At 46.4% G+C, this 22701-nt stretch carries 22 protein-coding genes and 1 riboswitch; of the genes, 13 read left to right on the top strand and 9 right to left on the bottom strand.

Going from position 1 to position 22701, the window contains the following annotated elements; translation table 11 throughout:
- Nucleotides 1-12: 12 nt before the first annotated feature.
- The 4 genes from MKY44_RS24800 to mmuM all read left to right on the top strand — a co-directional run bounded on the left by MKY44_RS24800 (nucleotide 13) and on the right by mmuM (nucleotide 5034).
- Nucleotides 13-1113 carry a spore germination protein gene (locus tag MKY44_RS24800; protein WP_341009006.1) on the top strand — a complete coding sequence of 367 codons (1101 nt, stop codon included), beginning with the start codon at nucleotides 13-15 and terminating at the stop codon, nucleotides 1111-1113.
- On the top strand, nucleotides 1110-2312 hold the full coding sequence (locus tag MKY44_RS24795; protein ID WP_341009005.1) for a Ger(x)C family spore germination protein: 1203 nt from the start codon (nucleotides 1110-1112) through the stop codon (nucleotides 2310-2312). Before MKY44_RS24800 ends, MKY44_RS24795 begins: the two co-directional genes overlap by 4 nt.
- A 70-nt stretch (nucleotides 2313-2382) precedes the next feature.
- Nucleotides 2383-2484, top strand: a riboswitch (SAM riboswitch).
- Nucleotides 2485-2576: 92 nt separating this feature from the next.
- Nucleotides 2577-3989: an S-methylmethionine permease gene (gene mmuP, locus MKY44_RS24790; RefSeq protein WP_341009004.1), complete on the top strand. Its 1413-nt coding sequence runs from the start codon at nucleotides 2577-2579 to the stop codon at nucleotides 3987-3989.
- Nucleotides 3967-5034, top strand: coding sequence for a homocysteine S-methyltransferase (mmuM, locus tag MKY44_RS24785; protein ID WP_341009002.1), 1068 nt, complete (start codon nucleotides 3967-3969; stop codon nucleotides 5032-5034). Before mmuP ends, mmuM begins: the two co-directional genes overlap by 23 nt.
- A gap of 83 nt (nucleotides 5035-5117) precedes the next feature.
- Here mmuM and MKY44_RS24780 read toward each other — a convergent pair whose 3' ends face one another.
- The 6 genes from MKY44_RS24780 to MKY44_RS24755 form a co-directional block, all read right to left on the bottom strand.
- Nucleotides 5118-5555, bottom strand: a complete 438-nt coding sequence (locus MKY44_RS24780; RefSeq protein WP_341009000.1) for an FtsX-like permease family protein — start codon at nucleotides 5553-5555, stop codon at nucleotides 5118-5120.
- 14 nt (nucleotides 5556-5569) lie between these two features.
- Nucleotides 5570-7519, bottom strand: a complete 1950-nt coding sequence (locus tag MKY44_RS24775) for an ABC transporter permease (RefSeq protein ID WP_341008999.1) — start codon at nucleotides 7517-7519, stop codon at nucleotides 5570-5572.
- 2 nt (nucleotides 7520-7521) lie between these two features.
- Entirely contained in the window at nucleotides 7522-8280 is a 759-nt protein-coding gene (locus MKY44_RS24770) for an ABC transporter ATP-binding protein (RefSeq protein WP_341008998.1), read from the bottom strand.
- A gap of 101 nt (nucleotides 8281-8381) precedes the next feature.
- Nucleotides 8382-9824: a sensor histidine kinase gene (locus tag MKY44_RS24765; RefSeq protein ID WP_341008997.1), complete on the bottom strand. Its 1443-nt coding sequence runs from the start codon at nucleotides 9822-9824 to the stop codon at nucleotides 8382-8384.
- 20 nt (nucleotides 9825-9844) lie between these two features.
- Nucleotides 9845-10546 carry a response regulator transcription factor gene (locus MKY44_RS24760; protein WP_341008995.1) on the bottom strand — a complete coding sequence of 234 codons (702 nt, stop codon included), beginning with the start codon at nucleotides 10544-10546 and terminating at the stop codon, nucleotides 9845-9847.
- 236 nt (nucleotides 10547-10782) lie between these two features.
- Nucleotides 10783-11613 (bottom strand): helix-turn-helix domain-containing protein, encoded by an 831-nt coding sequence (locus tag MKY44_RS24755; RefSeq protein WP_341008993.1) that lies wholly within the window; start codon nucleotides 11611-11613, stop codon nucleotides 10783-10785.
- 198 nt (nucleotides 11614-11811) lie between these two features.
- Between MKY44_RS24755 and MKY44_RS24750 the strand changes: the two genes are divergently transcribed.
- A complete protein-coding gene (locus MKY44_RS24750) occupies nucleotides 11812-12588 on the top strand; it encodes a sugar phosphate isomerase/epimerase family protein (RefSeq protein WP_341008992.1) in 777 nt (258 codons plus the stop codon).
- Nucleotides 12589-12643: 55 nt separating this feature from the next.
- Nucleotides 12644-13663, top strand: coding sequence for a Gfo/Idh/MocA family protein (locus MKY44_RS24745; protein ID WP_339788737.1), 1020 nt, complete (start codon nucleotides 12644-12646; stop codon nucleotides 13661-13663).
- A gap of 270 nt (nucleotides 13664-13933) precedes the next feature.
- Here MKY44_RS24745 and MKY44_RS24740 read toward each other — a convergent pair whose 3' ends face one another.
- The gene (locus MKY44_RS24740) at nucleotides 13934-14881 is read right to left on the bottom strand and encodes an aldo/keto reductase (protein ID WP_341008991.1); all 948 of its coding nucleotides are present in this window, start codon (nucleotides 14879-14881) and stop codon (nucleotides 13934-13936) included.
- A gap of 20 nt (nucleotides 14882-14901) precedes the next feature.
- Nucleotides 14902-15906, bottom strand: coding sequence for a Gfo/Idh/MocA family protein (locus tag MKY44_RS24735; protein ID WP_341008990.1), 1005 nt, complete (start codon nucleotides 15904-15906; stop codon nucleotides 14902-14904).
- 118 nt (nucleotides 15907-16024) lie between these two features.
- On the opposite strand from MKY44_RS24735, the gene MKY44_RS24730 reads away from it, so the two are divergent.
- From MKY44_RS24730 to MKY44_RS24720, 3 genes are all read left to right on the top strand, one after another.
- Complete coding sequence (locus MKY44_RS24730) at nucleotides 16025-16864, top strand: AraC family transcriptional regulator (RefSeq protein WP_339195655.1); 840 nt, start codon at nucleotides 16025-16027, stop codon at nucleotides 16862-16864.
- Nucleotides 16865-16970: 106 nt separating this feature from the next.
- The gene (locus tag MKY44_RS24725; protein ID WP_074096527.1) at nucleotides 16971-17378 is read left to right on the top strand and encodes an RrF2 family transcriptional regulator; all 408 of its coding nucleotides are present in this window, start codon (nucleotides 16971-16973) and stop codon (nucleotides 17376-17378) included.
- Nucleotides 17379-17592: 214 nt separating this feature from the next.
- Nucleotides 17593-18042 (top strand): nuclear transport factor 2 family protein, encoded by a 450-nt coding sequence (locus MKY44_RS24720; protein WP_100529881.1) that lies wholly within the window; start codon nucleotides 17593-17595, stop codon nucleotides 18040-18042.
- Nucleotides 18043-18244: 202 nt separating this feature from the next.
- Here the strand turns inward: MKY44_RS24720 and MKY44_RS24715 are convergent, their stop codons facing one another.
- Nucleotides 18245-19624 carry an MFS transporter gene (locus MKY44_RS24715; protein WP_315373171.1) on the bottom strand — a complete coding sequence of 460 codons (1380 nt, stop codon included), beginning with the start codon at nucleotides 19622-19624 and terminating at the stop codon, nucleotides 18245-18247.
- A gap of 205 nt (nucleotides 19625-19829) precedes the next feature.
- On the opposite strand from MKY44_RS24715, the gene MKY44_RS24710 reads away from it, so the two are divergent.
- The 4 genes from MKY44_RS24710 (at nucleotide 19830) to MKY44_RS24695 (ending at nucleotide 22686) form a co-directional block, all read left to right on the top strand.
- Entirely contained in the window at nucleotides 19830-20153 is a 324-nt protein-coding gene (locus MKY44_RS24710) for an ArsR/SmtB family transcription factor (RefSeq protein WP_036606795.1), read from the top strand.
- A 313-nt stretch (nucleotides 20154-20466) separates the two neighbouring features.
- Nucleotides 20467-20655, top strand: a complete 189-nt coding sequence (locus MKY44_RS24705) for a hypothetical protein (protein ID WP_074096524.1) — start codon at nucleotides 20467-20469, stop codon at nucleotides 20653-20655.
- An 83-nt stretch (nucleotides 20656-20738) separates the two neighbouring features.
- Nucleotides 20739-21659 (top strand): helix-turn-helix transcriptional regulator, encoded by a 921-nt coding sequence (locus tag MKY44_RS24700; RefSeq protein WP_341008989.1) that lies wholly within the window; start codon nucleotides 20739-20741, stop codon nucleotides 21657-21659.
- 28 nt (nucleotides 21660-21687) lie between these two features.
- A complete protein-coding gene (locus MKY44_RS24695; RefSeq protein WP_341008988.1) occupies nucleotides 21688-22686 on the top strand; it encodes a hypothetical protein in 999 nt (332 codons plus the stop codon).
- Nucleotides 22687-22701: the final 15 nt, after the last annotated feature.

The raw sequence follows: 22701 nt of genomic DNA, 5'->3' as shown, positions 1-22701 counted from the left end.
AGGTGAAATAAAGTGAATGGCTCCCAAGGAAAAATTACCACGACTCAGGCCGTTGTAATTATTGTAAATTACATGCTTGGCGCCGGGATATTGACACTACCTCGAACGACCAGCAAAGCTGTCGGAACACCGGATGTCTGGATTTCCATTATCCTATCTGGATTCATTATCTTAGGCGTCGGAATAATTCTGGTTACGCTGTGTCGCAGATTTCCGGAGAAAACCGTCTTCCAGTTCACCCGTGAGATTACGGGCAGCTGGATTGCTTTCATACTGGGATTGTCTATGATTATGTATTTCATAGTTATTGCCGCATTCGAAATCAGAGTTATGGCTGAAGTAACTGGGATGTATCTGCTCGAACGCACCCCCACCTGGGCGATTGTGATGGTCTTCATGTGGATCGGTGTATATATGATCTCAGGAGGGCTTGGCGTTATCGTACGTGTGTTTGAGATCATCCTTCCGATTACGATTATTATATTTGTGATTGAAATTTTGCTTAGTAATCAGCTATTCGAGATTGGCAATCTGAGACCCGTTCTCGGTGATGGGGTTATACCCGTTTTCCATGGATTAAAGCCTTCACTATTATCTTATACGGGCTATGAGGTGATGTTAATCATGACTGCCTATATGAAAAATCCGAAGAAGAGCAATAAAGCGATGACCTGGGGGATACTCATATCCACTATTATCTACTTGATCACGGTGGTGATGGTTATAGGCAGTTTATCGCTCGATGGCATTAAAACTCGAACCTGGCCAACGCTGGATTTGGTAAGAAGCTTCGAAATCCAGGGTCTGATATTCGAGCGTTTTGAATCCTTATTGCTGGTCATCTGGATTATGCAAATCTTTTCGACTACAGCAATTACACATTACTGCGCTTCGGTGGGTATTCGTGATTTGTTTCGTTCCAAAAAAATCAAAGGTATCATGTACGGCCTGCTTCCGTTCATTTATCTGACAGCAATGATACCCAAAACAGTGGATGATACTTTTGCACTAGGAGATATGCTGGGCAATGTGTCCGTATTTTTGTTTGGCATTTTACCTCTGGTACTACTGTTGTTAAGTCTGATTCGCAAAAAAGGAGGCAAGCATGCATGATTACATTCCGTATGTTGTTACGCTTAGCCACTGTATTATGCATTCTCTTAACGATATCCGGATGTTGGAGCAGTCGGGAGATAGAGGATCTAAGTGTCTACGTCGGTCTTGGGATCGATATCGGTAAAGAGACAGAATTTGAGAAAGACATCGCTAATCAGGGAGGAGCGTATTCCAAGCAGAACAATTTGACGGCCACGGTACAGATCGCTCCCGGTAATTCAAGTAGTCAAAAGAGCCAACAATCCGGTTCGCCTTCTTCTGGTAAAACGTCCTATTCCAATGAACAGCTTACTGGAGATTCCTTGCTGCAAATCTTTCGTCAGTTTGCTCTGAGGCGAGATCATCCGCTCATCGGACATCATCTGAAGGTCATCGTTGTGTCCAAGGATATTGCCAAAAAGTATGGTCTGGATCAGCTGCTGGATTTTGTACTTCGGGATAACGATATTCGCCCTAACTGTCTGGTGTTGATTAGCCATCATCGCGCCGTTGATGTACTGACTTCAGATGATCCTTCCCGGATTCCAGCATTTTATCTTACAGGTATTACCAGCAATTCGTACTTGTCCAATAAAATCCTGGACCCGGTTCTACTCTCCAAATTAGATGCACAAATGCAATCTGGTTCCAGCTTTTTGCTCCAGAATGTACTGAACTCCAATGGAGAGGACAAGTTCTCCGGTGCCAGTATATTTGATGGGAAAACGACCAAATTCATCGGAGAACTTAGCCAAACGGACCTAGAAGGGCTATCGTGGATCAGACCTAAAGAAAAAGGAGGTATCTTGAAGACATACAATAAAGCGGGATTCACTGTTGTATATGAAATGAAGAAGAAGAAAACAAAAGTAATTCCCAAGGTGGTTGGTAATGACATTTCATTCCATGTAAAGGTCGAATCCGAAGGCTGGTTGATGGAAGATTGGCGTTCTCCCGAAAGAGAGGAAAAAGGGGATTATCTTAGAGAATTGGAAAAAGAATTTGCTGAACTTGCCGAGCAACAGATTCGACAATTGTTATACAAACTGCAGCATACCTATAAAGTAGATGTTGCGGATTTTCGGGATAGCTTACGTATCAAAGAACCTAAAACATGGAAAAAAGTCAAAGACGATTGGGATAAAATTTTTAGCACCGTGCCGATCACGTATGAGGTAAAGACCACCATCACGAATCCGGGGTCTTCCACCGAATAGCGAGGTGTGCCATTTATTATTTAAATGTTGACACATTCATGATAGATCGCTATATTAGTAAAAAATCATTTTCTTATCCAGAGAGGTGGAGGGACTGGCCCTTAGAAACCTCAGCAACAGATCTGAAGGATACTGTGCTAATTCCAGCGGGTGAAAGCCTGATAGATAGGAGCGTTTGTTTTTATTTGTCAGTAACGGCGCACTCTTTAGGCAGAGTGGGTCTTTTTTGTTTTTTCTGGATGAAGAAGTAGGGGAGCAGCAGGTATGGAGAACAACAACGACAAAGGGCATTTTCAGCGGAAAATGCAGGCACGGCATGTGGTCATGCTCTCTCTCGGAGGAGTCATTGGAACGGGATTATTCCTCAGCTCAGGTTACACCATTCAGCAGGCGGGACCACTGGGAACCATTCTGTCCTATCTGATCGGAGCGATCGTTGTATATCTGGTGATGCTCTGTCTTGGTGAACTGTCTGTTCATATGCCAGAGACGGGAGCATTTCATAGTTATGCAGCCAAATATATCGGACCAGCAACAGGTTACACGGTGGCTTGGTTATACTGGTTAACCTGGACTGTTGCGCTTGGCTCCGAATTCACAGCCGCCGGATTGCTGATGCAGCGCTGGTTCCCATCGGTGAACGTATGGATATGGAGCGCGGTTTTTGCACTGATGATCTTTCTGTTTAACGCTTTAACGGTGAAATTATTTGCGGAATCCGAGTTCTGGTTCTCATCTGTAAAAGTAGTGACTATCGTAATCTTCATTATAATCGGTGGCGCAGCCATGTTCGGCATCATCCCGATGGCGGATTCTGAACCGGCTCCATTTCTATCAAATATTACTGCATCCGGGTGGTTCCCTCATGGGGCTACAGCGATATTGATGACCATGCTTGCTGTAAACTTTGCCTTCTCAGGCACCGAGTTAATCGGCATTGCCGCTGGTGAGACGGAGAACCCGGAAAAGACGATACCAAAAGCCATTCATACAACGCTGTGGCGTTTGGTTATTTTCTTCATCGGAACGATTATTATCTTGTCGGCCTTGCTGCCCATGTCGGATGCCAGTGTACTGGAAAGTCCGTTTGTAGCGGTAATGGAGCGGGTGGGTGTACCCTATGCAGCAGATATTATGAACTTTGTTATTCTGACGGCGATTCTCTCTGCTGCCAATTCAGGCCTGTATGCATCTTCACGGATGCTCTGGTCTCTGGCTGATAAAAAAACGATCTCCCCGTGGTTTGCCAAATTGACCAAAAGCGGGGTACCCCTGAATGCACTTCTGATTAGTATGGTGGGTGGTGCGTTGGCATTGCTGTCCAGTATTATTGCGCCAGGTACGGTGTATATTACGCTGGTCTCCATTTCAGGTCTGGCTGTCGTTGCGGTATGGATGAGCATCAGTGCCTCCCAATACATGTTCCGCAGACAATATATCCGGGAAGGACATGCGGTCAAAGATCTGGTCTACCGCACACCACTGTATCCGGTGGTACCCATTGTTTCATTTATATTATGCCTGGCTTCATGCATAGGTATTGCCTTTGACCCGACACAGCGAATTGCGCTGTATTGTGGGGTTCCGTTTATCGCAGTATGTTACGCTGCTTATTATCTGACAGAACGTGTGAATAAGAAAAGAGGACAAGTACATGACGCAAGCACAACAGACTAACCCCATAGAACAGATTTTGCGTGAACATCCGGTCATGATTCTGGATGGAGCGTTGGCAACGGAACTCGAACAGCATGGATGTGATCTGGATGATCCACTATGGTCTGCTCGTGTGTTGCTTGAGAATCCGGATGTTATTGTTCAGGTCCATGCAGATTATTTTCGAGCAGGAGCCGACTGTGCGATTACATCCAGTTATCAGGCGACGGTGGGTGGCTTCAGCAAGAGAGGAATCGATGAACAGGCAGCACTAGAGCTGATCCGCAAGACGGTGGAACTGGCTGCACAGGCGAGAGATGACGTGTGGGCAGAAGTGCAGAGTAGTTTAGCAGGGAGAGGAAGCTCGACAGGTCAGCTTGTAGAAGCTCCTTCGGTACGTTCCGAGAACGTGGAGAATGAGGAGCATTTAACAGATCGTACAGGGGATCGCAAAGAAGACTGTCTTCGTCCACGTCCAATTATTGCCGGGTCCGTTGGACCGTACGGCGCCTATCTGGCGGATGGTTCAGAGTATGTGGGACATTACGGCGTGTCGGATGAGACACTTGCTGCATTTCACCGTCCGCGTATGGCGGCGCTGCTTGAAGCGGGTGCTGATATTCTGGCGTTTGAGACGATTCCTTCCTTGCAGGAAGCACAGGTGCTGGTTGATTTACTGAAGGAGTTTCCTCGTGCGTATGCCTGGTTATCTTTTTCTTTAAAAGACGGGACAAGCATCAGCGAGGGCACACCGCTTGATGTATGTGCACAGACGTTTGGCTCCGAGCCGCAGGTTGCTGCAATTGGCCTGAACTGTGCTCCGATGGAAGTGGTGACGGAAGCAGTGGGTATTTTGAGCCGTGCCAGCGATAAACCTGTTATTGTCTACCCGAACTCGGGTGAGACGTATGATGCAGTGACGAAGACGTGGAGCGGACAGGGTACATGTGGCAGCATGAGTGATGCTTCGGAACAGTGGGTTGCTGCGGGCGCGAAAATTATTGGCGGCTGCTGCCGTACTACGCCACATCAGATTGGTGCACTTGCGAAGAAATGGCGGAATTAGTTCATATCATGATAACAAGCCCTTCCACATCCTATAGAGGTATGGAAGGGCTTGTTTTATTGTGTTAAGGCATTCTGATTACATTATTCGATAACCAGTATACGTGGCGATGCTTCCCGAATGATTCTCGAAGAGAACCACGAGCCAAGACTGGCTGCAATGATGCTTAGACAGGTGAACAGTACCATTCCACCCCAATGCAGGATCAGTGGAAGCTGTACGATACCATAACCGGAAAGGACCATTTCGAGTAGAAGAGGCAGCAGGTATACGCCGAAGAAAATACCCAGTATGGCTCCCACGGAGGACAGTATGAACATTCCCATGGTGAGCGACAACCGGATTTGGCGAGATGTCATTCCCAGCGATTTGTATATCCCGTACGTTCTGCTTTCTCTACGGATATTGATTCTACAGATACTGAAAATAATGATGAACGTCACAATGATAAATAGCAATCCAATCAGACTCATCGGATAGATCAGGATATTAGCGGCTTCTGCGTAAACGGAATCAAGCAATGTCTTCTGAGTAACTACCGAAGCAAAATCTTTAATTGCTCATTTAATTCCGAGGCAACCATACCCGCTTGTGCCATATCGTTCACATTGATGAAGATATCATCAAATTCACTATAATCCGGGTTCACACTTCTCATGGCATCAATGGTGATTCTGCCTGAAACAGACATGTTGGCGATCGCCTGATAGATGCCTGTGATGAGGAATGTACGCTTTTCTCCTTCAATATAGATATCGATAAGATCACCGAGATCTTTATTTGATGCTTTGGCTACACTTACACCAATGGCAATTTCATTCGCATGTTGTGGGTTAACCCCTTTTAACGTTTCGAATCCAAGTTCCTGATAACTCCCGTCCAGTACACTCAAGTTGAGACTGATGGATTGGCCCTCTACTGCTGCCAAAGACTCCGGGCTAATTACACCCGTTGTGTTCCCTTGCCAGCCTGCATTACTAATCCGTGTATCCTCTTCTAACGTTTGTTTCAATTCAGTCTTTGGAAAGTTACCTTTGTTCACGACTACTGCTGCGATATTGGCATTGTCATATCCCCATTTAGCTGCGGTCTGTTCAATTCCGGTTATACTGGTCAGCAGAACATAACCCAGAACAAGTACGGAGGAAGCCATGGTGGTTAGCAGGAGTGTTAGAACAGAGCTTTTGGTGTTTTTGAACACATGTCGGAATCCAAGCACGGCGGTCACAGGCAGTCGTGTGAATCCGATCCAGTGCGCCAATGGTGAATTCATTCTGCCAGCCATCCGGCTGTGATCTGTCTCCGACATACCATAACGAATAGCCTGCACGGGCTGTACGCTGCGTGCCTTTTTGGCATATAACACAGTGAACAGAATCACTAGAGCAAATAGAAGTAAGCCGGCCAGTACGGCTGCGTCCAATCCTTGGACTGGAATGTTCTGATTCCCCACTCGAAGAGAGGATACAGAAATATTAATGATCCATTTGGATATCCATATACTGAGTGCAAGTCCGGGGATAATAGCTACGATGGATAACAATGCATATTGAATAACATAGGTGCCTATCGTTTTTCGGGAAGTCAAACCTAGTGATTTGAGGATTCCTATCGTTCTGTAATTGGCCAGAATGGCATCCGCAATCGTAAACCCGATGGTCACCAGGGCGATGGATAGCATGACAACACCCATGAATATCATGATGAAGCCAATAACCTGATTGATGATCAGATAAAAAGAGGCAATGGCCTCGAACTCCATTTTGGATTCCAGAAACGGAATACCTGTCTCACGATTGTATCGTTCCCAATACACCGAATTCATGCTGTAATCGTTAAAATGGATGCCCATCATACGATTCTCGTTGCCAGCAAGTGTCACGAGATCATGTTGATAATCGGTAGGATTCATCCAGACCCGTGCTGTATTGGAGAAGGGTGCCCCATATGGTACATCGATGACAATACCCGATACATTCAATTCGAGTGTGCTTGAGCCGGTTTTGACGCCAATGGTATCACCTACGGAAATATGATAAGCATTCGCCATGGACGTTGGAATCCAGACGGAGCCTTGTTCGGGAACTGTGTCGGGCGTCCCGCTTGAGAAAATTAGTTCATCCACACCCCATGGCGGTGGAGGCGTATTAAACATGTACAGATAGATGTTAGGGATGTGAGTTTCATTCAAAATGATGCCTGACAATGTACGATACGTTAGCAAAGGAGACACCTGAACTCCATCCTGAGAAGCCCACCAGTTGTGCACAGCGTCAGGGTCATTCAGTCCTTTTTCAAACGTCAGGATCTGATGAGATCCATGGGTTCGGGTATGCATTTCATAAAACTGATTGCCTGTGTTCGCCAGAATGACAATAGCTGTAGATACAAGAACTGTCGAGAGTAGCAGGAGCAGCGCAATCAACGCATTTTGTATTTTGTTCCTACTCAGATACGACAAGCTAAGTTTAAACATGACTGCCATCGTTATTCCTTCCCCGTAACCAAAGCGAAGATAATCGCTTCACGATCCTGAATTTGATGTTCGTCATAGGTGTCAAACTCAAGGATTCCGCCAATCTTGCCGTCCAAAATGTAGATCAGGCGATCTGCCCGACAGGCGGCCTTGATATCATGCGTCACCATAACAACGGACTGTCCTTTCCGGTTGAGGTCTGTAAGGATATCGAGAACAGCTGTGCCGTGTTCCATATTCAAGCTTCCGGTCGGTTCATCAGCAAAAATGATATCCGGCGAATTGATCAAAGCCCGTGCAATCGCAGCTCGTTGCTGCTGTCCTCCGGAAGTTTGGGAGGGAAGGCGGTTACGCTGTCCATCAATATCCATGGCATTCATCAGCTCAGCAGCGCGGGATAGGATGTCCTTCTTTTTGTTTCCTGCAATATATCCCGGTAAAGCAATGTTCTCTTTGATGGAAAGGTCTGGGACCAGATTGATACTTTGATAGATATAACCGATCCGGCGGGTGCGGAAGTCGGACATTTGGCGTTCACTGTAAGCGTCAAACCGCTGGTCGCGAAAATAGACCTCACCTGCTGTAATCTGATCCAGTCCGCTTAGCAGATATAAGAGGGTTGATTTGCCAGAGCCAGAGTTACCCATGATGACCGTGAATTCCCCTTCATAGATGTCAAGATCAACATTACGGATGGCATGATGTTGTTCACTTCCGCTGTTGTACGTTTTGCACAGATTCTGTGCACGGATAATCACCTTTTTGGACAAGTCGAATCACTCCCGAGTGCAGTATAGGATTCATTCTAGAGGAGGGATGTTGAGGAAGCCTTATCAAATTATGAATAAAGTATTACAGCTGTGGAGGGTGCTCAGCAGATCGGCAGATAGAACCGGAAGGTTGTACCTTGTCCTTCTTTACTAGTAAAGGAAATATGGCCTCCATGTGCTTCAATAATGCTTTGGCAGATAGAAAGGCCCAGCCCTGTACCTTCCTGAACACGTTGTTCTGCATGACTCGCCTGGCCTCTAAAGTAACGCTGAAAAACAAACGGCATGTCCTGTACACGTATTCCCTGACCCGAATCGGCAATCGTCACATTTAAATGCTCAGATTCCAGTTCCATATCTATACGTATCGTGTCTCCTGGAGCTGTATGCTTGAGGGCATTGGCGGCAAGATTGGAGATCACCTGTTCAATTCGAATGGGGTCGATTGCGATTAACACATTGGGGATGTAGTTGGGTCCTTTATAGATAAGCCCCTTTGTTAGGACAACATGTTCAATAGGTTTCAACATCGTCTCCAGTATAGGCCCACTGTACAACTCACGGGTTTCCACCGAAATTTGCCCCAATTCCTGAAGTGCATGAACCAGCAGATCCTCCACAAGGTGGGCCGTTTTATCCGTATGTGTTCGCATCACTCCCATATATTCCATCAGCGTCTTCTGATCGTTGCATAGTCCTTCCTCAATAGCTTCTATGTATGCTTTTATCGTGGTAATTGGTGTTTTAATGTCATGAGATATATTGGTGATGAGTTCTTTTTGTGCTTGTTCCTGCTGAATACGCTGCTCGCTCATATGTTTAATCTCCGTACGCATTAGATCAAACATGGCATATACTTCGAGCAATTCATCGTTCCGGTTGTACTGAATTTTTTCTTCATAATTACCTTTAAGCATGGATTCCGCATGTTGCTTCAATTGATGGATGGGAGAGAGCAGGTGTTTGTCCAGTTTTCGTTTCATCCAGAATAGAAATAAGCTCAGAATCAGTGACAGGAGCATGAGTGCGCTAATCAATATAACCGGAAAAGTCATCGATTGCTGAACCGTAACCATGGCTTGGGAGATGGAAAAGATGGCATTGCCGATCTGACTTCCCGTGGGTCCGTCCATCACAGGAAATGCAATATCAAGCAAATCATTACCGTCCGCGGCCTGCGTGGCATGATGCAGATCATAATGGAGAGCTGAACGCAGATTAACTTGCGTTCCTTCAGAGGTGGGGTCGGAGGACAGAATGACTTTTCCGTCCAAGTTTAGATAGGTAAGCAGAACCCCGATCTCTTTGGCGGTGGAACGTATGTCTTCACGAATAATTTGTTCATTAAGATGCTGATGATTTTGCTCCAAAGCGAGTAAGATCGGATTGACCTTGAGTCGAACCTGATTCAGGGACAGATTGGATTCGCCTGAATTTCGATCTTGTAACAGCATCATCGACAGTGCAAGGATACTTAAAACGATAATAATGAGAAGCCCAAGTGTTGTTAACAACCAGCGTTTGGACCAGCTGTTCAATGACATGTGGGAGCCTCCAATCTCACTTATTCGTAATTGAATTTGTAACCGACACCCCAGACCGTCTTCAGAACGGTCGGATGCGAGGCATTTGCCTCAATTTTTTCACGCAGTCTGCGAATGTATACGGTTACGGTATTTTCATCACCGTAGGTTGCATATCCCCAGATGGCGTCGAGCAACTGGGCTTTGGAGAATACCTGATTCTTATGGCTCGCCAAGTAATGAAGTAGTTCAAATTCCTTGGCAGACAGAGAAACTTCTGATCCGTTTAATGTAACTTTATAGGCTTTTTTATCAATCACCAGGTTTCCAAGATGCAGCAGATCTGTTCTGTCTCCAACGGATGTCATGCTGTCATAACGCCTGAAGTGGGCATTAATCCGCGCTAACAGTTCGCTCAGCGAGAAGGGCTTGGTCATATAGTCGTCTGCTCCAAAGCCAAGACCAAGTACCTTATCGGTATCACTGCCTCTGGCACTTAGAATGAGGATTGGGATATTGTTGCGCCTTCTGATCTCTCGACAGACCTCGATCCCGTCCATGTCCGGAAGCATAATGTCCAGAATGATGTAGTCTGGTTGAATAAGCTCCATAATCTGAAGCCCATCTTGGCCAGTGGCCGCCACGGCGGCATCATATTGATTTTTGGTTAAATAATCTCGCAGAATGCGCGAAATATCTGGTTCATCCTCGATGATGAGGACTTTGCGCTGGTGGGTTAGCATATGTATCGCTCCAGTATGATAGATGTGAATTTAATGGGTATGTATGAATTTGTAAAAAAACCGTCTCTATAATTGTACAGTCTTGTTCTGTAGGAGTCACATGAAAAAATATTGAAGTGAACTTCATTCATATAAAAAACGTTCTGACTTCCAGCCGTACTAAAAGTTGGTCACAGTTCAATGTATCAAAATAACCCATGAACCTCTTTGAGGTCATGGGTTTCTGATACTGAACATTATACATGCTCCAGATCATCGATAGGCTCATGCTGTCTGGATTTGAGATACTCCGCCGGAGACACACCGAAATGCGCCCGGAATACCCGGTGGAAATAGGAGTAACTTGCAAAACCGCAGGATTCGGCAATATGCTCCAGTGTCATTTCACTGTATTTCATTCGTTCCAGCGCCGCATTCAGACGGATCTCAATCGCATATTGAATCATGGTCTGATTGTAGTGCTCCTTGAATAAACGGACTGCACGTGACAGACTGAGCCCTGCATAACGTGCCGCTTCCTCAAGCTTGAACGTAACCGTGGCATGTTCCTCAATAAAACGTTTTAACTTCAACGCAGAGGAAACTGCCCGATCGGTCTGAATATTCTCTTTAATTGCCCGGTCGATATACAGACATAATCCGCGCAGTAAGGCATCCTTTAGCTCCGCATTTTCCTCAAGAGGCCCGCGACGTTTCTCCAGTAACATATTTCTCCACAGGCTGATGAGTTTATCATCAAGTCCAATTCGGCTCACGGTAGATCGATGCTGCCTTTTCCACCAGTTCTCGATCCAGCTGCCCTCGCAGAACAGATAATAATCTCCGCTGGACAAACGTCCTTCCTTATGTGGTTCATCGACCACGAGATGATAGTCGTCACCAGGCTTTAAGAGCAGCAAATCCCCGCTTGTCATCCTGAATTCCTCATCCTGTACATACACTTTGCACGAGCCTTCAGTCTGCAGACGGAACAGATAGGTTTGCAGCTCGCCCCTCATATTATGAGTGAACGCCTTATAGTGGTATGAGTAGTCACAGATCAGTACAGATGTCTCTAACGTATCCAAAGATAAAATCCCCCAATATGTACATCCAGCATGCATTCAAATGGGCTACATTCGATTGATGCAAAATGATGGAAATAAAATTTGATCAGATAGTTCATGTTCTGACTATATTGTATATGTTCATTCTAGCCTGTTTTGCGTTAGGATGATACCAGATAGAGCAATGAAAGCAAATTTGAGAACAGAGGTGTATCCTACATGAAAAAACTTAATATTGGTTTGCAATTGTTTACACTCCGTGATGAAACTGCAGCAGATTTTCGTGGTACGTTGCGTAAGGTAGCGGCCCTTGGATATGAAGGTGTGGAGTTTGCCGGATATGGTGATATTCCAGCTGAGGAAATGAAAGCGCTACTAGATGAACTTGGACTGCAAGGATTCAGCAGCCACGTTTCACTACATGCGATGCGCGAAGACTTGCAAAAACAAATCGATTACCTGAAAACAATTGGTGCACAATATATCATTTGCCCTTACCTGATGCCAGAAGATCGTCCTGAGAATGCAGAAGGCTGGACCAAGCTATTCGCTGAGTTACAACAATATGGAGCTGAAGCAGCGAAACAAGGGTTGATCTTCGGATACCATAACCATGACTTTGAATTCCATGGCCAGGTTGGCGATGCCAATGCCTTTGATGCCATGTTCGCTCAAACATCACCGGAAGCGGTAAAAGTGGAAATGGACGTATGTTGGGTACAATTTGCGGGACAAAATCCGATCGAGTATATTAATAAATATGCGGGTCGCTTGCCGCTGCTTCATCTGAAGGACTTCAGCAAAGACGAACAAGGCCAGATGAAAACACTGGAATTGGGACAAGGTTCGGTTGACCTGCCAGCTGTTATTGAAGGCGCTACGAATGCAGGTGTGGAATGGCTGATCGTGGAACAAGACGTATGTCAGAACCCTCCGCTTGAGAGCGTATCCAATAGCTACAACTGGTTGAAAGAAAACTACCTGAACCAATTCTAATGGACCATCGAACCATGAAAAATGCTAATCTATTTGTCAAAGGAGACTTATGTACATGAGTAAAATTAAAGTTGCTGTATTCGGCTGTGGAGCCATTGCCGAGCGCAGACATATTCCAGAGTACGCTGCCAATGAGAACGTAGAACTTGTCGCTTTTGCCGATCCGATTGTGGAGCGTGCGGAGAAGATGGCCGAGACTTACGGCGGTAAAGCGTATTCCAGTTACGAAGAATTGCTTGCAAACGAAACGGTGGATGCCGTTAGTGTGTGTACTCCAAACTATCTGCATGCGCCAATGGCGATTGCTGCTGCAAATGCAGGCAAGCATGTGTTGGTTGAGAAACCAATGGCAGTATCCACTGAAGAAGGCGAGCAAATGATCGAAGCTGCCAAGAAAAATGGCGTGTATCTGATGGTTGGACACAACCAGCGCTTGATGCCTCCTCACGTGAAAGCAAAAGAAATTCTCGACTCCGGCAGACTCGGAAAAGTCCTGAATTTCCGTACTTCCTTCGGTCACCCGGGTCCGGAAGGATGGAGTGTAGACGGAGCTGAAAGCTGGTTCTTCCGTAAAGAAGAAGCGATTATGGGCGCTATGGGTGACCTGGGCGTGCACAAATCCGACTTCATCCGTTACTTGCTGAATGATGAAGTATCTGAAGTGGCTGGTTTCATCAGCACACTGCACAAAGAAGGCACCAAGGTTGACGATAACGCAACTTGTTTGCTGCGTATGAAGAGCGGAGCGATCGGAACGCTCGTAGCGAGCTGGACACAATACAGAGCTGGAGACAACAGTACAGTGCTGTGGTGCGAGAATGGCGTTATGAAGATCGGAACAGTGGAAGGCGATGAAGTTATCGTTGAGCTGACCAATGGTACAGTTGAGACGTACAAAGTTGGTGCCATGGCTACCAACGAGAAACAAGTGCCGAGTGGTGTAATTGACGCATTTGTAGAGTCGATTGTAACCCAAACACCTCCAGCGATTTCCGGGGAAGAGGGCTTGCGTTCTCTGCAAGTGATCTTGGCAGCATTTGAATCCGAGAAAACAGGTCAGATCGTTAAACTGTAATCCATACGAATGACAGTGCAATTTCTAACATTCTATATGGCTTAATCTATGATATAAGGGACTTATCTTCAGAGAAGTGTTCTGGGGTAAGTCCTTCTTTATTTGTTCCCGGGCAAGTGGGGGGAAAGTGAACAAGGATACGGTAATTGTGCAATAGGTTTTACAATAGAGGATTGCTTTTACACAACAGAAAAGGCTGATATTACGCGTTATCGCGAAATATCAGCCCTTTAGAGTCATTAAAATTAATGATCGAATGATTAATTTTCTTTAGATGCCAGCCGGTACATCACTGCCCAGATCCAGCCATGTTATTTCAGCAGGAGTCAGCGTGAGGCGGGAACCTTCGTCACAGGACAGCAGCTCCGCCTGATTCTGGGCACCAATCAGCGCACAGGTTGGGAACGTCTGATTCAATACATAAGCGAGTGCAATCTGAATGGGTGATGTTTTCTTCGAATTAGCCAATTGTTCAGCCCGACGCAAGCGTTCCCAGTTGCCATCACTGTAGAATACACGCACCAGGTCTTCGTTATCCCGAACTTCAGGTGTGAATCTTCCAGTGAAGAAACCACGCGCTTGGGAGGACCAGGATAGCAATGGCAGCTTAGTTTGATCATGCCATGCCAACGTCTCTGCATCTGCTGACACACAGCCTTCCCAGAACGGTTCGTTTGCTTTGGCGAGACTAAGATTCGGACTACTGAAGGTGAAGCCCTTCAGGCCATTTGCCGCAGCGTACGCATTGGCTTCCTCGAGCCGCTGCCAAGTCCAGTTGGAGGCGCCAATTGCACCGATTTTACCGGATTCAATATGTTCGTTCAGTGCTTCAAGAATAACACTGACAGGGGTATTGGGATCATCCCGGTGCAAGGCATACATCTCTACGTGATCTGTCTGAAGACGCTCCAGACTTTCCATCAAGTCACTGCGGATGGCATCAGCGTTCACACGTGGTCCATTCTGGTCATGATGCGCGCCTTTGGTGAGAATGACGATCTGGTCGCGGTTACCACGTTCCTTCATATAACGACCAAGGACTTCTTCACTCTGTCCACCACAATAAATATGAGCCGTATCTACAGTGTTACCGCCAATCGACAGAAAAGCATCCATGTTCGTAGCTGCTTTATCGTAGGCATTATGCACGAAATAATCGGTTCCTTTAATCAATCTGGAGACACGTTTACCTGCACCAGCAATTTCGATATATTCCATAAGTCAGTTCATCCTCTCAATTATAGTGTAATTCGTGTACGTTCTTCCGCTGAACGAAGGCAAGCTTCCAGTACTTTCATATTAGCTACCGCATCGGAAGGGGCGAAGCGCAGATCTTTGCCCTGAAGTACAGCACGTGCCATATCATCTCCCTGTAGAGAGTAGTGGTTCACTTGCGGGACTTCAATCTCTCTGCGTTCACCACCAGCCGTTACATAGAAGTTGGAACTGCGGTCCTGTCCGCTGATAAATGCCGAAGGGACTTCAATAATCCCGTCGGATCCCAATACCTCCAGCGTGTTGCGGAATGCTGCCCACATGCTGCTGTCAAACGTCACGCCAACGTGATTATCGAATTCCAGCAGTCCGGAAGCCATCATATCCACCTGATCATGCTGTGGAGAGAACATGCCAATAACAGTGGCTGCGCTTGGTTCTTGACCAAGCAGCAGACGTGCTACGCTGATGGAATAACATCCGATATCATACAGTGCACCTCCGCCCCAATCCCGCCGAAAGCGGACATTGCCGGATGCATTGGAGTTATTAAATGAAAATGTGCTGTGCATACCACGGATCTCACCAATCTCACCGCTGGCAATGATATCTCGGATCTGCTCATATCGTGGATGATGGCGGTACATGAATGCTTCAGCCAGATGCACACCTGCATCTGCACAAGCTTGAACCATCTCCTGAGCTTCCTGTTCTGTCAGAGCCAGTGGTTTTTCGCACAAAATATGTTTGCCTGCTTCAGCAGCCCGGATCGTCCATTCCCGATGCAGATGATTCGGCAGTGGGATATATACGGCATCAATGGAATCATCAGCGAGCAAAGCTTCATAACTGCCATAAGCCTTGTCGATCCCAAGTTTCTCGGCCGTCTGTTTGGCTTTATCTTCGTCTCGACTGGCAATCGCGGTTACTTCATTTAACTCAGATTGCTGCAGGCCTGGAATGACGGATTCCACAGCAATGCTAGCGCTACCAAGAATGCCCCAACGCAATTTTTGAACTGAATTCATGTGTTGTATCCTCCTGTGTATGAATGTATATTGTGATTATAAAGAATAGACCAATGAATTAAAATGATAATATATTGAAGTTAGTTAACACAATATTGTTGATCAAGGAGAACCGGTTATGATGAGACAAACCGTATTGCTTACCCTGCAGGATATTCCATATTTTTGTTATCCCGAGTCCGTTGGACATTATATGGACCACGTCCAGCATGCCGTGTTGCGTGAGGCCGGCGCACTGAACAATTTTAATATTCACTACGTTGCTTCGGGCAAGGGATATGTGGAAGTGGACGGGGTGGTGCATGAGCTTCGCGCAGGTCAGGCGTTTCTCTATTTCCCGCAGCAGCGGCAGCATTATTATAGTAGTGAAGATGATCCATGGGATGTACGATGGGTTCATTTTTACGGCGAACGTCTGCATGATTATATGATCGAGCGGGGGTTACATCGCAATCTATTGTGGACACTGCGGCAACGCAGCTCTTGGGAAGAGGCTCATCTGGCCTTGCTCACTGAAGCGGAGCAGAACACCATGCTGCGTCCGGCTCAGCTATCCACACTGACCTATGCCGTACTCGCCGAGTTCGTGCAGCATGCGGTACCTTTAAAGAGCACACGTACCACAAGTAAGGCGGAGAGTCGGGTACTTGCACTTCTTCCACAGATGCAGCAAGAGGCCTGCCAACCTTTCCTGTTACAGGACTGGGCGGATCTCGCAGGTGTGAGTTCGTATTACTTTTGCAAAATGTTCAAGAGTGCTGTGGAGATGACGCCCATGGAATTTATCACTCGTTCACGACTACAGATGGCGAAGCAATGGTTACTCGAACGGCCTACGGCCAACATTGGACAAATCGCGGAGGAAGCGGGGTATCCCAACGCCAGTTATTTTAACCGCCAGTTCATGGCCCATGAGGGGATGACACCTACGGATTACCGCGGATTGTATCACAATTAACCCGTATCCTTTCGATGTTGCCAGCGTTTGAGGTATATTGGTTTGACACAGAGCTCAATCAAGTCTATTATGGATAAATTAAATCCGTGTATAATGAGGTGCCCTCATGAAATATTCAAAAGCGACAAATTATGCTTTGCATACGATGCTTCATCTTGTAAGTACTGCCCCCGAACAGCTGGTTAGTGTACACCAACTTGCAGAATTGCAGAAGGTATCACCAACGTATCTGTCCAAAATTTTGACCAAATTGGTTAAGGCTGGCATGATTGAATCTACTTCTGGCGCCAATGGTGGTTACCGGCTTAGTCGTAAAAATCCGGATCCTTCTTTCCTGGAGATCATTCATGCGATTGAAGGTCAGGCGTCCCTGTTCGAATGTTCCCAGAATCATAACGCAGGCTGTTTGATCCAGCAGGTGATGGTGCAGGCGGAAGAAGAGATGGAAGGTTTTTTGAGCAATAAAAAAATGTCGGAACTGGCTTCACAGATGAAGGGTGCACACTCCCTGTAACTTGCACTAGAAGTGAAGCTTCAATCGACGTGGTTAACTCGTCTGCCACATAGGTATATCCAGATCTTTCCCCAACCTCGCGAGAGGTAAGGAAAGATTTTTTTTGTATCGTTGTACCTAATAGAAGGCGAATGGTACAATAAGGAAGGTATAGTATGCATACATACATGATCCTAATCTTACATCACATTTTACATCTCTGGAGGGACAACACATGAGCCAATCAACGATCACAGGACTGGAACAATTGCTCGCGCTGGAAAACATTCGGAATACCAAGGCACGTTATTGCCGCTATATTGATACGAAACAGTGGGATACCTTGGGTGATGTGTTTGCTCCGGATGCAGTGGCCGATTTCAGCACAGAAGGCAATCCAATTCCGGTATTAACAGGCCGTGATACGATCGTACAAGTATTCCGTGATCTGGTGGATGTTGCCGTAACCGTGCATCATGTTCATAGCGCCGAAGTTGAATTTGTATCTGAGAACGAAGCAAAGGTCATCTCCCCAATGGAAGATTGGGTCACGTTCCCGGAGGGCAATGAGAACAAATCTTTCCACGGATTTGGGCACTACCACGAGACTTTTGTCAAAATCGACGGTCAGTGGTACATCAAACATACAAGTCTGCAACGTCTTCGTTTGGACCTGTTTGAATAGTATACTCAGTTTAGAAGAATAGAGAAGTTGGTCAACCATAAAATAATAGCCCCGAGGAGCGTGATGAACGCATCCTTGGGGCTTTTTTGTGTTAGTGGAAGAGGGCAGCTGACACATGCATCATGCATAGAAAATAGGTAGAAAAAAAGCCAGGTTCAGAACCCGAGGGTCCCTTCCTGACTTCTTTTGGTTAAATGAGATATTAGATCTGATGACTTGTTTTCGTGACTTTCCGTGACTGCATTCTCAGATACACCTGAGAGAAAATAACGGATGCCAGTGCAACTACGGTCATACCCCAGAAAATATTGGTGTACGCTGAGGACAGTGGCATATTCTGCATCGCCGTTAATGCTACACCAGTAACAGCAACACTGAAAGCACCACTGAAGAACTGACTAAGTTGGAACAGTCCCATACCTGCGCCCACCTGATCCATGGTCAGATTGCCAGACAATTCATTGGACACGCTGGTGGTTAGGGAAGAGAAGCCTACGCTGAGCAGGACATAGACAGCCATAATGGCGTAGATGTTATTGTCTGCAAATAAGGCGAATAATCCGGCAGCAGCAAGTAGCAACCATGGTGCAAATTTCAACAGCAACGTATTGCCATGTCGGTCAATCATGCGGCCGATCCGGTTGGACAGCAGCATGGACACGACTGCACCGGGGAAGATGACAAGCCCGGATTGAGCAGGTGTCAGTCCATATAGATGCGCCAAAATTTGAGGTAACAGGAACAACGTTGAGAAGTTATTAATGTACGATACAATCCCCAGCGAGCTGAGCATCATATATTTTTTGTCTTTGAACAAAGCAGGTTGAACAAACGGATCTGCCGCGCGCCGAATTCGGAGCCAGAACAGAAGCAGTGCCGCAGCACCGATAACAAGCGTGAACCACTGACGGGAAGTCAGGAATAACAGCACACCTGTAGTACCAATGGCGAGAAGCACGGCACCCAGCAGGTCAAATGAACCTTTTTGCGGTGTTTCCCGCGGAAGCAGTTTGAAGAATACAGGAATCAAGAATAACGTTAATCCCGTAACGATAAACAGATCGTGCCATCCCAGAAATTGTGTGATACTTCCGCCGATGACGGGACCAAGTCCAAGCCCCAGCGAACTGGCGGACATGATGACAGCCATCGATTTACCCCGGCGATCATGTGGAATGTATCGGGTAATCAGCACAATGGCAAGCCCCGGAACCGAAGCAGCACCCGCAGCCTGGATCAGACGTGCAATGAGCAAAATGATGAAGTGATTACTGAAGAACCCGAGAACGGATGCCGCACCAAGTAACGTAAGCCCGGTCGTGAATAATGTACGAATAGGTATGAAATCCGATAGACGTGAGAACGTAATCGAGGAAATGGCAAATACAATGGAATACCCTGTAACAATCCATGAGGAAGCGACGGATGTAAGCATAAATTCGGCTGCAATTTTGGGCAGGGCCAGATTAAACATCATTGTATTCATAACAACGAGTACAACGGTGAAGCCAAGCAAGCTTACGATTAATCCTTCCTGTATTCCGGTCCGTTCCCCTGATGATGCGGTTGCGGTGTTGTTCATAAAAACCTCCTAAAGTGATGTGTATTTCGCAACATTTCAGAAACGGTGTGTAACATTTGCAAAATGTAGTATGATGTCAATCCCGTGCCTAACAGCAGGGGTTACATAACGAAATCATTAAAGTTCGATTGGTGTCGAACATTAGAAATATATCATGGATCTGTGTTAAAATACAATGGATAGTCTGAGAAAAGGGGACTACAGTATGAAAATTTTACATCATCCACAGGTGTCAGATATTGAACTTTCCTCCGTATTGTATGCGTTAAGCGACCCGACCCGTCTTGGGATTGTTGCGGAAGCAGCGAGAAGCGGGGAGCAGCCGTGCAGTCATTTTCATGCACCTGTTGTGAAGTCAACGATGTCGCACCACATTCGGACTCTGCGGGAAGCCGGAGTTATTCGGGTCAGAGTGCAAGGCACACAGCATTTTCTCACCCTGCGATCCGATGATTTGGAAACGCGCTTTCCAGGACTCCTGCAACCATTATTGCAGGCCGCAGCTCAGTCGAGCACAGATCCTTCCTAAATGTTGTCCTTTCTTCAGGTCGAAGAGGGGACATTTTTATTTTCTGAAACTCGTTTCAAAAAATCAACGATTCAGCATCGAGAAGGTTGCGAAAACCTGAAGGAGGAGGAGCGGAGTGTAGGCAAACCTACATGAGCACCGGACTCGGAAGGTGAACGCAAGATTCGATGTCGAGTTCGCTTCGTGGGCTACTTCATGATCAATTGGGGACTTTTTGAACTACCTCTAATACTGCTGCGACATTCTGTGTCGTACCTTGCCATATATAATAACGGTGAACACACAAACCATATCGAAAAGAGGTTCACAACCATTGGCAAAAACTAAAAGAGGACGCGTTTTGTGGAGTCTTCCTTCCAGAGGCCGGGGAACATGCCCAGTATGCAGCAGTACCCGAATTAAATTGTTGTATACGCAAACAAAAACAGACGGTACAAGTCTGAAAGTATGCAAGAAATGTTTCAAAGCCGTGCAATCCAGAGTGGATAAGGCACATGTATAACATAACTGGCCTGTTCTTCGGAACGGGCCATGTCTTTTGATATAATCGAATATATTAGGAATGGATGAGATGGGGGCGGGAAGATGAGTAACATGCATCGGATTCACTGGTTTGACGAACAGATTCGGGGTGGACGTTTTCCGAATAGCAGCTGGCTTGCCCGTGAATTTGAAATCTCCCGTCGTCAGGCTCAGCGTGATATTGAATATATGGCAAGTTCCCTGCGAGCCCCTTTGGTGTATATGGCAAAATATCGGGGCTATTGTTATGAGGATCAGACTTTTCGATTGCCCCATTTGTATATGACCGAAGAAGAGCAACGTGTGCTGAAATATCTGGCGCATCGATATCGACATTACGATTATGAGCAATCGGACGCGGTGAAACGTGTAGCGCATTTGCTGGAGCGTTTTACGTTGGAGGAACAACAGATGGGAAGTAGCGAGCTTCCGGTATTTTCAACGCAACCGAAGCAACTGCAATTCTTTGAATTATTGTCCCATGGCATAACCGACTTGCGCAGAGTACATATTCATTACAGGGATCACGATGGAGAACGGCAGTTTTCCTTGTGTCCATTAAAGATGATATCCCAGTTTAACGCCGATTACGTGGTGGGTTATGAAGCAGATCCTGTGCAGCAAGTGGCGATTCGCTTGGAGGGCATTGTTCATGTATCGATCTTGGATGAGAGATTTGAGTACAGGTCAGATGCCCTCCTAGGTGGATGGGAAGAACCACTGCCTGTGCGTAAACCGTTTGTAGCTAAGATTCGCTTGAAGGAATTGCAGCAAATGGACCTATGGCAAGGGTATCGTATCCAGGCTAGGCACGATCAGATTTATTCAATTGAATTTTATGACACGGATGCTTTCTTACAGCATTTGTTTATTAGCGAATGGGAGGAACTTTTGTCTCCTGGGTGGCTTAGACGCAAGCTTCAGCAAAGCGCAGAAGGATTAATTGACAGGCTCGCGATACAACGTAAGCAAAACGTGGAATAAAGCAGCATAGAGAGGAGAAGATCCGTCCTTGGCTGAGAATATTTTAGAAAACCTCATCATGAAGCGGGAGTCCAAATCGTACGTGGATAGTCTGCATGCGATACTCACCCATACGGGCCAGTTTCAAGGTTCCAAGGTTGTACTTGCCGGATATACGGGTATGGCTTTCAAGCTGTCGGTACATCGCAGACTACTTCCCATGTCGGTTACAGCGTATGGACAGTGGGGGGAAGCACATCGTCCCGGAGTCGATAACCTGGGGATATTCACGATCTGGGATGGGGGACGTACACGTCATTCCACGTTCAGTTATTATCAGCAGGATGCAGTGAATTGGGTGAGACGGAGTATTGATGAAGGCACTGGTGTGATTTACTGGATTCCTGAGTTCGGTGTTATTCATGGATATGATGACAGTGACCGCATCTTTTATGTGCAAGACGGATGGAGCAAGGAACCGCAGATTTTGTTGTATGACAATTTCGGCTTAAACTTTACCGGATTTTGGTATTGTCAGGTGTTTGGTGATCAGGTCCGCATCCCTGAACAGCAGATGCTGCTGGAATCCCTGCGACTGGCGATTGAGGATTGGGATATTCCCTATCGTCTGTTACCTGATCAGAATATTGCTTCAGGTAAAAAGGCATATGATGTGTGGGTGGAGGCCCTGCGGAGTAGGGATTTCGATGAAACCGGTGCAGGTTATATTTTGGAATCCTTCTGCCATTCGCGAACCGAAATAAGGATGTATTTGCAGGGTGTTCGAGGGATATGGAACGAACTGGACCAGGCTTGTGCATGTTATGAACAGCTTGGGACGTTAATTGACCAAATGAAAGGATATATGGTTCAGCAGGAGAATAGACGTGTCTTGCGACCAGACACCACAGAAGATTTAGCACAAGTACTCGTGAAGGCGAAAGCACTGGAAGAGCAGGCCATTGATTATTTTCGAGTGATATCCAGGAAGTATCCTGACCGTAAAAGGTCCACTATACCACGGTGGGGAGCGCATTCCGCACGATAGGATGAGAGGGGAAGG

The organism is Paenibacillus sp. FSL R7-0026 (assembly GCF_038004485.1).
Taxonomy (GTDB): Bacteria; Bacillota; Bacilli; order Paenibacillales; family Paenibacillaceae; genus Paenibacillus; species Paenibacillus xylanexedens_A.
The sequence above is the reverse complement of the archived record's forward strand: the minus strand, read 5'-3'. Positions and strand labels throughout refer to the sequence as shown.

What these genes read in the sequence shown, in the direction of transcription:
- MKY44_RS24760 (WP_341008995.1), bottom strand. Translation starts at nt 10,546, where the DNA reads ATGCTAACCCACCAGCGCAAAGTCCTCATCATCGAGGATGAACCAGAT.
- MKY44_RS24725 (WP_074096527.1), top strand. Translation starts at nt 16,971, where the DNA reads ATGAAATATTCAAAAGCGACAAATTATGCTTTGCATACGATGCTTCAT.
- MKY44_RS24710 (WP_036606795.1), top strand. Translation starts at nt 19,830, where the DNA reads ATGAAAATTTTACATCATCCACAGGTGTCAGATATTGAACTTTCCTCC.
- MKY44_RS24700 (WP_341008989.1), top strand. Translation starts at nt 20,739, where the DNA reads ATGAGTAACATGCATCGGATTCACTGGTTTGACGAACAGATTCGGGGT.
- MKY44_RS24720 (WP_100529881.1), top strand. Translation starts at nt 17,593, where the DNA reads ATGAGCCAATCAACGATCACAGGACTGGAACAATTGCTCGCGCTGGAA.
- MKY44_RS24730 (WP_339195655.1), top strand. Translation starts at nt 16,025, where the DNA reads ATGATGAGACAAACCGTATTGCTTACCCTGCAGGATATTCCATATTTT.
- MKY44_RS24715 (WP_315373171.1), bottom strand. Translation starts at nt 19,624, where the DNA reads ATGAACAACACCGCAACCGCATCATCAGGGGAACGGACCGGAATACAG.
- MKY44_RS24765 (WP_341008997.1), bottom strand. Translation starts at nt 9,824, where the DNA reads ATGTCATTGAACAGCTGGTCCAAACGCTGGTTGTTAACAACACTTGGG.
- mmuP (WP_341009004.1), top strand. Translation starts at nt 2,577, where the DNA reads ATGGAGAACAACAACGACAAAGGGCATTTTCAGCGGAAAATGCAGGCA.
- MKY44_RS24735 (WP_341008990.1), bottom strand. Translation starts at nt 15,906, where the DNA reads ATGAATTCAGTTCAAAAATTGCGTTGGGGCATTCTTGGTAGCGCTAGC.
- MKY44_RS24750 (WP_341008992.1), top strand. Translation starts at nt 11,812, where the DNA reads ATGAAAAAACTTAATATTGGTTTGCAATTGTTTACACTCCGTGATGAA.
- MKY44_RS24740 (WP_341008991.1), bottom strand. Translation starts at nt 14,881, where the DNA reads ATGGAATATATCGAAATTGCTGGTGCAGGTAAACGTGTCTCCAGATTG.
- MKY44_RS24795 (WP_341009005.1), top strand. Translation starts at nt 1,110, where the DNA reads ATGATTACATTCCGTATGTTGTTACGCTTAGCCACTGTATTATGCATT.
- MKY44_RS24745 (WP_339788737.1), top strand. Translation starts at nt 12,644, where the DNA reads ATGAGTAAAATTAAAGTTGCTGTATTCGGCTGTGGAGCCATTGCCGAG.
- mmuM (WP_341009002.1), top strand. Translation starts at nt 3,967, where the DNA reads ATGACGCAAGCACAACAGACTAACCCCATAGAACAGATTTTGCGTGAA.
- MKY44_RS24775 (WP_341008999.1), bottom strand. Translation starts at nt 7,519, where the DNA reads ATGGCAGTCATGTTTAAACTTAGCTTGTCGTATCTGAGTAGGAACAAA.